The 9,432-nt window shown below is 67.8% G+C and carries 10 protein-coding genes and 1 pseudogene; 10 read left to right on the forward strand and 1 reads right to left on the reverse strand.

The genetic code is table 11. From position 1 onward, the window contains the following. The first annotated feature begins 118 nt into the window (after window positions 1–118). The 9 genes from ACTWP6_RS03055 to ACTWP6_RS03095 all read left to right on the forward strand — a co-directional run bounded on the left by ACTWP6_RS03055 (window position 119) and on the right by ACTWP6_RS03095 (window position 8,493). Entirely contained in the window at window positions 119–643 is a 525-nt protein-coding gene (locus tag ACTWP6_RS03055) for a DUF1641 domain-containing protein (protein ID WP_222881196.1), read from the forward strand. 85 nt (window positions 644–728) lie between these two features. Next, window positions 729–1,694, forward strand: a complete 966-nt coding sequence (locus ACTWP6_RS03060) for a hydrogenase (RefSeq protein ID WP_222881197.1) — start codon at window positions 729–731, stop codon at window positions 1,692–1,694. 24 nt (window positions 1,695–1,718) lie between these two features. Beyond that, window positions 1,719–3,329 (forward strand): nickel-dependent hydrogenase large subunit, encoded by a 1,611-nt coding sequence (locus ACTWP6_RS03065; RefSeq protein ID WP_105388585.1) that lies wholly within the window; start codon window positions 1,719–1,721, stop codon window positions 3,327–3,329. A gap of 76 nt (window positions 3,330–3,405) precedes the next feature. Then, window positions 3,406–4,179: a hydrogenase maturation protease gene (locus ACTWP6_RS03070; RefSeq protein WP_222881198.1), complete on the forward strand. Its 774-nt coding sequence runs from the start codon at window positions 3,406–3,408 to the stop codon at window positions 4,177–4,179. Continuing rightward, the gene (locus tag ACTWP6_RS03075) at window positions 4,179–4,373 is read left to right on the forward strand and encodes a hypothetical protein (protein ID WP_260758059.1); all 195 of its coding nucleotides are present in this window, start codon (window positions 4,179–4,181) and stop codon (window positions 4,371–4,373) included. The genes ACTWP6_RS03070 and ACTWP6_RS03075 overlap by 1 nt, the downstream gene beginning before the upstream one ends. A 16-nt stretch (window positions 4,374–4,389) precedes the next feature. Next, on the forward strand, window positions 4,390–5,628 hold the full coding sequence (locus ACTWP6_RS03080; protein ID WP_260751617.1) for a hypothetical protein: 1,239 nt from the start codon (window positions 4,390–4,392) through the stop codon (window positions 5,626–5,628). Continuing rightward, on the forward strand, window positions 5,625–6,482 hold the full coding sequence (locus ACTWP6_RS03085) for a NifU family protein (RefSeq protein WP_260751618.1): 858 nt from the start codon (window positions 5,625–5,627) through the stop codon (window positions 6,480–6,482). The genes ACTWP6_RS03080 and ACTWP6_RS03085 overlap by 4 nt, the downstream gene beginning before the upstream one ends. Continuing rightward, window positions 6,479–7,672, forward strand: a complete 1,194-nt coding sequence (locus ACTWP6_RS03090; RefSeq protein WP_222881201.1) for an NHL repeat-containing protein — start codon at window positions 6,479–6,481, stop codon at window positions 7,670–7,672. Before ACTWP6_RS03085 ends, ACTWP6_RS03090 begins: the two co-directional genes overlap by 4 nt. Next, on the forward strand, window positions 7,669–8,493 hold the full coding sequence (locus tag ACTWP6_RS03095; RefSeq protein WP_222881202.1) for a hypothetical protein: 825 nt from the start codon (window positions 7,669–7,671) through the stop codon (window positions 8,491–8,493). Before ACTWP6_RS03090 ends, ACTWP6_RS03095 begins: the two co-directional genes overlap by 4 nt. Window positions 8,494–8,496: 3 nt before the next feature. Here ACTWP6_RS03095 and ACTWP6_RS03100 read toward each other — a convergent pair whose 3' ends face one another. Continuing rightward, on the reverse strand, window positions 8,497–8,880 hold the full coding sequence (locus ACTWP6_RS03100) for a hypothetical protein (protein ID WP_260751620.1): 384 nt from the start codon (window positions 8,878–8,880) through the stop codon (window positions 8,497–8,499). 260 nt (window positions 8,881–9,140) lie between these two features. Here ACTWP6_RS03100 and ACTWP6_RS03105 point away from each other — a divergent pair. Next, window positions 9,141–9,302 (forward strand): annotated as a pseudogene (locus ACTWP6_RS03105) (HNH endonuclease); the annotation flags it as partial. Window positions 9,303–9,432 lie beyond the last annotated feature (130 nt).

Below are 9,432 nucleotides of genomic sequence, written 5' to 3' on the forward strand. Positions count from 1 at the left end.
CGTAGTCATGTCTGCGCAATCCTGATAGCGGTTGCGCGAAAGCGATAGGCAGGGCCGCGACGGCTGAGTACGTTGAGGTTCATCCCTCCGCGCGGGGGAGTCGGCAGGGAGGTCGAGTGTGAACACCAACGGTGGGTCGTCAACTCCCGTTCTGGATCCGACCGTCTCCGGACCGTCCGCCGCGCTCCGGGACCGCCTCGACGACCCCCGGGTCGCCGAAGCGCTGGACACGTTGCTCGAGCATGCAGATCTGTTGGCAGTCCTGGTCACCGGGCTCGACGGTTTCGTCCGTCGCGGCGACGACATCACCGCGAACCTGACCTCGGCGATCGGTGAGCTCAAGGGCCAAACCGGTGACCTCGGCGAGTTGTCGGCCAGCCTGGCCGTTCTGACGAGTGGGCTGGTGAACGCGGCGCCGGCGATCAGCACGCTGCTGAACTCCTCACTGACCAAGCCGCAGGGCGCCGACGTGGTCGCCGCCCTCGGCGACGCGCTGGTGTCGGCGCGGCAGTCGATGCCGGCGTCGCCCCGCGGGGTCCGTGGGGTGTGGAAGACGCTGCGCGGCGCCGCCAGGGATCCCGACGTCACACGTGGTCTCGTCTACCTGCTCGAAGTGGCCCGGGCCTTCGGGCGACGAGTCTGACCGCACGCAACGCGGTCCCGCACAACTGAATTCGGGAACTGATTGCTCCGGAGGCCTGCGCTTCCGGTGACCGAGAGGAGTGCTCATGGCATCGGTGCTGTGGTTCCAGGGTGGGGCATGTAGTGGCAACACCATGTCGTTCCTCAACGCCGAGGAGCCCAACGTCGTCGACCTGATCGTCGACTTCGGCCTCGATCTCCTCTGGCACCCGTCGCTGGGGCTCGAACTCGGGGAGAACGCCCAGAAGGTCTTCCGGGACTGCGCCGACGGGCAGCGGCCGCTCGACATCTTCGTGTTCGAGGGCACGGTCATGCAGGCCTACGGCGGCCGCACGGACATGTTCGCCGACCGCCCGATGAAGGACTGGGTCACCGACCTGGCCGGAGCCGCGCAGATCGTCGTCGCGATCGGTGACTGCGCCTGCTGGGGCGGTATCCCCGCGATGGAACCCAACCCGTCGGGGTCCACCGGACTGCAGTTCCACAAGCGGGAGAAGGGCGGCTTCCTCGGCCCCGACTTCCGGTCGAAGATGGGCCTCCCGGTGATCAATGTGCCTGGCTGCCCCGCTCACCCGGACTGGATCACCCAGATCCTGGTGGCGCTGGCCACCGGCCGCGCCGGCGACATCACGCTCGACGACCTGCACCGCCCGGAGACGTTCTTCAAGACGTTCACCCAGACCGGCTGCACCCGGGTGCAGTTCTTCGAGTACAAGCAGTCCACCCTGTCGTTCGGTGAGGGAACCCGAACCGGTTGCCTGTTCTATGAATTCGGCTGCCGCGGTCCGATGACGCACTCCCCGTGCAACCGGATTCTGTGGAACCGGCAGTCGTCGAAGACCCGGGCCGGGATGCCCTGCATCGGCTGCACCGAACCGGAGTTCCCGCACTTCGACCTGGCGCCGGGGACGCTGTTCAAGACGCAGAAGGTCAGCGGCATGATCCCGAAGGAAGTTCCCGAGGGAACCGATCACCTCACGTACATGGGCCTGGCGGCGGCCGCGCGGATCGCGGCGCCGCAGTGGTCCAAAGAAGACATGTTCGTGGTCTAGCGCGTCCGAGGAAGGACTTTTCATATGGCGTCAAAGCTGGATCTCTTCGTCAGCCCGCTCGGCCGCGTCGAGGGTGACCTCGACGTCCGCGTCACGATCGAGGACGGGGTCGTCACCTCGGCGTGGACCGAGGCGGCGATGTTCCGCGGATTCGAGATCATCCTGCAGGGCAAGGACCCTCAGTCGGGACTGGTGGTGTGCCCGCGCATCTGCGGCATCTGCGGCGGAAGCCATCTCTACAAGTCCGCGTATGCCTTGGACACCGCGTGGCGCACCCACATGCCGCACAACGCGACGCTGGTGCGCAACATCTGTCAGGCGTGTGAGACGTTGCAGTCGATCCCGCGCTACTTCTATGCACTGTTCGCCATCGATCTGACCAACAAGAACTATGCGAAGTCGGCGTTGTATGACGAGGCTGTCCGCCGATTCGCGCCGTATGTCGGCACCAGCTACCAACCCGGTGTCGTGTTGAGCGCCAAACCTGTTGAGGTGTATGCGATCTACGGCGGGCAATGGCCCCACTCGAGCTTCATGGTTCCGGGCGGGGTGATGTGCGCCCCCACGCTCAGTGACGTCACCCGTTCCATCGCGATCCTCGAGCACTGGAACGATGCCTGGCTGGAAGGCCAGTGGCTGGGCTGTTCGGTGGACCGCTGGCTGGAAAACAAGACCTGGAACGACGTACTGGCCTGGGTGGACGAGAACGAAGCGCAGTACAACAGCGACTGCGGGTTCTTCATCAGGTACTGCCTGGACGTCGGGCTCGACAAGTACGGCCAGGGGGTGGGCAATTACCTTGCCACCGGAACATATTTCGAGCCGTCCCTGTACGAGAACCCCACGATCGACGGCCGCAACGCAGCATTGATCGGCCGCTCCGGGGTGTACGCCGACGGTCGTTACTTCGAGTTCGACCAGGCCAACGTCCGCGAGGACGTCACGCACTCCTTCTACCAGGGCGACCGGCCACTGCACCCGTTCGACGGCGAGACCATCCCGATCGACCCCGAGCAGGGACGCAAGCAGGGCAAGTACAGCTGGGCCAAGTCGCCGCGCTACGCCGTGGGGGATCTGGGCAATATCCCGTTGGAGGCAGGACCGCTGGCGCGCCGCATGGCGGCGGCCGGACCCGACGCCGCCGCGCATCAGGACAACGACCCGCTGTTCGGCGACATCTACAACACCATCGGCCCGTCGGTGATGGTGCGCCAACTGGCCCGCATGCACGAGGCACCCAAGTACTACAAGTGGACGCGGCAGTGGCTCGATGCGTTGGAGCTGAAGGAGAGCTTCTACACCAAGCCCACCGAGTACGCCGAAGGCAAGGGTTTCGGTTCCACCGAAGCCGCGCGCGGTGCACTGTCGGACTGGATCGTGATCGAGGACAGCAAGATCAAGAACTACCAGGTGGTCACTCCCACCGCGTGGAACATCGGACCTCGGGACGGCTCGGAGGTGCTCGGCCCGATCGAGCGGGCGCTGGTCGGATCCCCGATCGTCGACGCCGAGGATCCGGTCGAACTCGGCCACGTCGCCCGCAGTTTCGATTCCTGCCTGGTGTGCACGGTGCATGCCTACGACGGCAAGACCGGCCGGGAACTGAGCAAGTTCGTGATCAACGGGATGGTGTGAACTGGCGTCACCTGGGACAGATCCCGAAGCTTGCAGCCCGGCGGCATCCCTCCAGCCGCCGGGTTGCGAGCTGCTGGTGATCGGCTGCGGAAATCTGCTGCGCGGCGACGACGGGGTCGGTCCGGTCCTGGTCCGCCACCTGTGGGAGCGCGGCGTGCCCGACGGCGCGAAGCTCGTCGACGGTGGCACCGCCGGCATGGACGTCGCATTCCAGATGAACGGTGCTCGACGGGTGGTCATCATCGACGCGGCGGCCACGGGTTCGGCGCCCGGCACGACGTTCCGGGTGCCCGGTGCGGAACTCGCCGAGTTGCCGCCGCTGCAGGGTTTGCACACCCATTCGTTCCGCTGGGATCACGCGATCGCGTTCGCGCGCTGGGCGCTGGGCGACGCGTGTCCCACCGACATCACCGTGTTCCTGATCGAGGTCGACAGCGTCGAGATGGGGGCCGACCTCTCGGAACCGGTGGCGACCGCAATGGAAGAGGTCCTGGCCATCGTCGAGCGCGACTACCTGGCACCGCTGCGTCCCGCCGGCCGGCGTGAGGTCACGGTCGAGTTCACCGCGGACGGATATCTGCGGCTGGACGCCGAGCTCGCGGCCGCGAGGTTTCCGTCCGACGCCGTGGCCGCGGTGGTGCGTGACGGTGCCTTATGGCTCATCCCGCTGCGTGGCCCCCGAAGCGGCGGACTGCTGCTCAAGCAACGCACACCCGCCGGGGACCGGTCGGTTCTGGTTCGTGAGGTGCTCATGGACCTCGCTATGACGGGCGTTCGGGGCGCATCCTGGGACGATGACCAGTCGGCGTTGCGCATTCCCCTCGGCGACGAACCGAGGCTGGACCGGTGATGCTCGTGAGTGACGACAATGCGCGTGCCGTCGAGGCAGTGGTGGTGCCCGAACGCGGACAGTGGGCCGTCGATGTCGTCGTCGTGTTCGACGACGCGGTGGTGCGCAGACGGATCAGCACGCACCGCACCCGTCGCCGCGCGGATCTGGCGGCCGATCTGATCAAGCGTGCCGCAGAACGGGATCTGCGATGAGTCCCCTGGGAGGGCCGTGACCGACACCGCCGTTGAACCGACCGGGCGAGGCGCCGCGGACCTGGTGGCGCGACCGCAACCACTCGGTGTGTTCGGCCTTCCCCTCGGCTATCTGCTGATCCCCGCCGGCGACGACACCGACCCGGTGCGTGCTGCGCTGCTGGCCGGCCGCCTGCCCGAGGTGTGGCCCGACCGGCTGGCCGGGCACCGGCATGCGCTGGTCGGTGACCGCGACGCTGCGCTGGCGGCACTGGCCGGTGACGATGCCGTGGCGCGCTACAACCGGTTCGTTCTCGATCCCGACTCGGCCGATCCCGACGCGGTACGCGCAGATCTCGGCGAGTTCGGGGTGCTCGTCGACGTGGTGTTGTTCGCGCTCGGACGCAGTGACGAGGTCCCCGGCGCTGACGGACTCGGCGGCGAGCTTGCTGCCGCGGTGCTCGCCACCGCCGCGTCGGCAGCGATCGCCGCGGACGCACCGGCGAAGGCCGTGCAGCTGCTCGACGCGGCCGCAGAGGCGGCGGCGCCGGTGAGCAGACCGCTGGCCGGCGTCCTGCTCGGCGCGGCCGCCGGTATCTGCCGCGACGGTGACGACCCGTCCGCCCTGGCGCGGGTGGACCGGGCACTTGCGCTGCTCGACGGTGCCGACGGGCTGAAGGTCGCTCGCGCCGAACTGCACCTCACCGCCGCGGGCATGCTGCACGAGCAGGCCGCGCTCCGACCTGAGCTGATGCCCTCAGCGATACCGCACTACCACTCGGCACTGCAGTTGATCCGCTGCGAGGACGCTCCGCTGCTGTGGGCCTCGGGTCACGCCGATCTGGCCACCGCCTACCTGACGATGCCGATGGTGGAGGCGTCGAGCCAGCTGCGGCTGGGCATCGCCGCGCAGTCGTTGCGCCAGGCGCTCACGGTGTTCACCCGCGACGAGCATCCGCAACGGTGGGCGAGCGTGCAGCTGAATTTGGCGAACTCGTTGGTGTACAGCCCCTCTCGTCACCGCCAGGAGAACCTTGTCGAGGCGGTTGAGATCTACGAGGCCGTGCTGGATGCCCGCGACCGGGACGTCGACCCGCACGGGCGCGCACGGGTGCTGGCCAACCAGGGCAACGTGCTTGCCCATCTCGGTCTGTTCGACCAGGCGAAGGCCAGGCTGTACGAGGCGCGCTTCCTTTTCGAGGAGCACGGGGACACCGAATCGGTCCGCGCGGTGCGCGGCGTGCTCGACGAGATCTCCCGCGAGGGCGCCCGATGACTGCCGTGGACGCAGGCGCAGCCGATCTCGAGGTTCTTGCCAGGCGTGTCGATGCTGCGGTCGCGGCACTGGCCGAACTCGACCCGACCGCGCGGGCAGCGGCTGAAGAACTCAAGGCGGCCGTGGAGGAAATCCATCGCGCCGGGCTGACGACGATCGTGGCCCGGATGCGGGCTGACGACGCTGCGCGGCCGCTGCTGTTCGATCTGGTCGACGACCCTGTGGTCCGGATGCTGCTGACGCTGCACGGCATCATCCGGCCCGATCCGGTGACGCTGGCCGAGCGGGCGCTGGCCGCCGTTCGCCCGCAACTGCACAGCCATGGTGGGGACGTGACGCTGGTGCGGGTCGACGACCGCGTGGCGTTCGTCCGGCTCGAAGGGGCCTGCAACGGTTGTTCGATGGCCTCGGTGACTCTTCGCGAGCTCGTCGAAGCCGCTCTGTTGCAGGGTGTTCCGAATCTGGAGGCGGTCGAGGTGGTGTCCGGCGAGGCCACACCGACGCTGATACCGGTCGAGGCGCTGCGGATACCGCCCAGAGCGGAGGCGGACGGATGGGTGAACGTCGGCCGCGTGGACTCGATCGCCGTCGACGAGATCCGGGTCCTCGGCGGCGACGTCCTCGTGGTCAACATCGGACAGAAACTGTCGGCTTTCTACAACGAGTGCGCCCACGAGGCGCTGCCGCTCGGCGATGCGGTCTTCGACGCCACGGCGGGCACGCTGACGTGTCCGTGGCACGGGTTCTGCTATGACGCGGAGTCGGGGGAGTGCCTGTCCGCGCCGGGGGTGCAACTGGAGCAGCTACCGTTGCGGATCGACGATGGGGATGTCTGGGTTCGGACCGGCCGATGAGCCGTTACACGGTGCGGCACACCATTGCCGGGCGGCCTGCCGGCCACTCACCGGAAGCGCCGCCGGCCGAGGACAACAGCGGCGGCTGGCGACCGCTGCGCTGGCTGGGAGCACCAGCGCCGGGTGGGTTGGCGTTGCCCCAAGCGACCCCAAGCATGGCCTGGATGTATTCGCCGCGTGGGGTTTTCGTCGACGACGAGCACGTCGTCGTCGCAGACTCCGGCAACCACCGCGTCCTGATCTGGCACGGCCTGCCGGATAGCGACGAGCAGGACGCGGATGTGGTCCTCGGTCAGCCGGACGGGATTTCGGAGGGCCGTGCGGCGGGAGGCCGCGGGCCCGAGCGCGGGATGAACCTGCCGACCGGCGTCGCGATCATCGACGGCCGGCTGATCGTCGCCGACGCGTGGCATCATCGGTTGCTGATCTGGAACCGGGTGCCCGAGTCCGACGATGTGGCACCCGACGTGGTGCTCGGGCAGCCCGACGCCGGATCCGTGGAACCCAATGCGGGCCGGGCCTGCTCGGCGGGGACCTTCTACTGGCCCTTCGGATTCGCAAGGCTCGGTGACCGGTTCTGGGTGGCGGACACCGGCAACCGGAGGGTGTTGGGGTGGAGCGGCGGCATCCCGGAACCGGGGCAGGCGGCGGACATCGTGCTCGGGCAGCCGACGGCGAGTGCCAGGGAGGAGAACCGGGGCCAGGCGGTCGGACCGGCGAGCTTTCGGTGGCCGCATGCGATCGCCGGGACGTCGGAGCTGCTGCTGGTCGCCGATGCCGGAGATCATCGCGTGCTCGGCTGGTCACCGCACCCGGCCGCCGATGCTCCCGCGAATCTCGTTCTGGGACAGCCTGATTTCGTCACCGCGCAGGAGTGGCCCTATGGCCCGCACACCGGTGACAGGTTCCGGTTCCCGTACGCGATAGACCTCGACGGTGGCTGCGTCGTCGTGGCGGACACGGCCAACAATCGAATCCTGGTGTGGGACGGTGTGCAGGCGGGGGCGCTCGGGGGTCGGCCGGCCGATCATGTGCTGGCCCAACCCGACTTCGGGTCCAACGGCGAGAACCGCTGGTCGCTGGTGGGGCGCGACACCCTCTGCTGGCCGTACGGCGTGAGCCTGCACGGCGATCTGTTGGCCGTTGCGGACTCGGGCAACAACCGCGTCATGATCTGGAGACGATCTTGAGGCCGCTGATCGTGCAGGACGACGGCCAGATCGGTTTCTACTGGACGACATCCGACGGAGCGCCCACCACGCTGCACGTGCTCGTCGGCGAGGACGACGAACCCGACCGGTTGGTGGCGACGCATCTGTCCGCGCTCGACGATTCGCTGATCGATGCTTCCCGGCGGTTCGGGGAGCTCCTCGGCGGCGGGCGGAGGCCGACGGTTCAGGACCGTCAGGATCTGGGCGAGCTCTATCGCAGTGTGGACCGGGCGTGCCTGGACTATGCGCGAGCAGTGGAGCGTCTCGGACTCGCGCCGGATTCCAGGGCCGGCCAGATCATCGGCACCGCAGTGCTGATGTCGATTCTGGCCCGACATCCGTTGGACATGCTGGGGCCGGCCCCCCTTGACGGTGAACTCGACGAACCGAAGCCAGGTGTCGTCGGCGGATACGGCGAGATGGCGCAGGTGGACCATGCCCGGCCGTGGAAAGGCGGCCGCTGGGTGGTGCGCACCGAGGCGGGCACCCGGTTGCCGCTGACGTTGTCGATGTTGCTGTACGACAGCTCGGGCACCAACAAGGACGCCGCACGCCGTGAGCACTGCGAGGCCATGCAGAAGGTGGTTTCATCTGCAGCGCAGACCGATGCCGATCCCTACGACGTCGCGTGCGCGCTGGACTGGTTGTTGTACGACTGGCTGATGGCCCACCGCGACGGTCCCGACAGCGCGGAGATCGTCCTCCCGAAGGGCCGCGACGGTGATGCCACGGTGCTGGTGGCCGCTGCGGCGGCCTCCGTCGCTGCGCGGGCCACCTTCGATCCGGCCCTGGTGTGCTGAACCTCAGGCAGGGGTCAGCGTCACGTTGTGCAGCGCAACGGCCACGTCGCTGGGCAGAATTTCGACGAACGTCGGCACGTCCCGCAGGGCCGCGCCCATTCCGATGATGTTCCCCGGAGATGTTGGCGCACAGGGGAAGTCGCTGCACCGGAACCAGCGGCCGGGCGGGCTCTGGTAAGGCTGCATGCTGGGGGACTGGTCTACGCGGTAGTGCCCGGGCGGGATGTACGCGGTCGCCCAGCCGTCGCGGGGCTGGGTGGTGACACCGAAGACGCCGTTGCTGCCGTACGGTGCCGCGGCCGCGGGCGCCGCGGACAGCACGCCGCCCGTCAACGCACATGCAGCAGCCAAGGTGAGCGCCGGCGCCCGCCGGAAGCCACGAGTCATCCCATGAGACTAGCCGGGGTGTGGAACGTGGCAGCGTCTTACGGACCCGGAGTCGTATGGAATGGGCGCGCGCTTCCGGTCGAGGCCGTGCATCCTCGGCAAGCATGTCGTTTTTCGTAGCAAGACAGGCAGAGCAAGTGAACCAGCACGGCCCGGTCATTTCACCACTGACTGTTTACTGCCGATTCGGCGAAAAGAGGCCGTCCTGAGTCGGTTTCGCGCGGCCGTTTTTTGTCGGTGGGTGCTGGGAGGATGGGGTTATGTCCTCGAGGGTCCCGACTGGTACTGGCACTGGTGGTGTGGTGGGTCAGTCTGATCGTCTTGAGGCGTTTTTCGAGGAGTTGGGGGAGTTGGCGGGTCAGCGCAACGCCATTGATGGGCGTATCGCGCAGATCGCTGCCGAGATCGATGGTGCCGGGTTGTGTGAACCGTCCCGGGTTTCATGCACCCTCAGGTTTCTGTGATCCGGCCGGTCTACCGGTCACGAGTTGGGAATAGTAGCGGGCTTCGGCTTCGGCCGGCGGAATGCGTCCGAGGCGGTGCATCAGGCGC

It is taken from the genome of Mycobacterium sp. 4D054, from assembly GCF_052245755.1.
Taxonomy (GTDB): Bacteria; Actinomycetota; Actinomycetes; order Mycobacteriales; family Mycobacteriaceae; genus Mycobacterium.

Coding starts and splice junctions, on each gene's coding strand:
- ACTWP6_RS03060 (WP_222881197.1), top strand. CDS start 729: ATGGCATCGGTGCTGTGGTTCCAGGGTGGGGCATGTAGTGGCAACACC.
- ACTWP6_RS03065 (WP_105388585.1), top strand. CDS start 1,719: ATGGCGTCAAAGCTGGATCTCTTCGTCAGCCCGCTCGGCCGCGTCGAG.
- ACTWP6_RS03075 (WP_260758059.1), top strand. CDS start 4,179: ATGCTCGTGAGTGACGACAATGCGCGTGCCGTCGAGGCAGTGGTGGTG.
- ACTWP6_RS03085 (WP_260751618.1), top strand. CDS start 5,625: ATGACTGCCGTGGACGCAGGCGCAGCCGATCTCGAGGTTCTTGCCAGG.
- ACTWP6_RS03090 (WP_222881201.1), top strand. CDS start 6,479: ATGAGCCGTTACACGGTGCGGCACACCATTGCCGGGCGGCCTGCCGGC.
- ACTWP6_RS03100 (WP_260751620.1), bottom strand. CDS start 8,880: ATGACTCGTGGCTTCCGGCGGGCGCCGGCGCTCACCTTGGCTGCTGCA.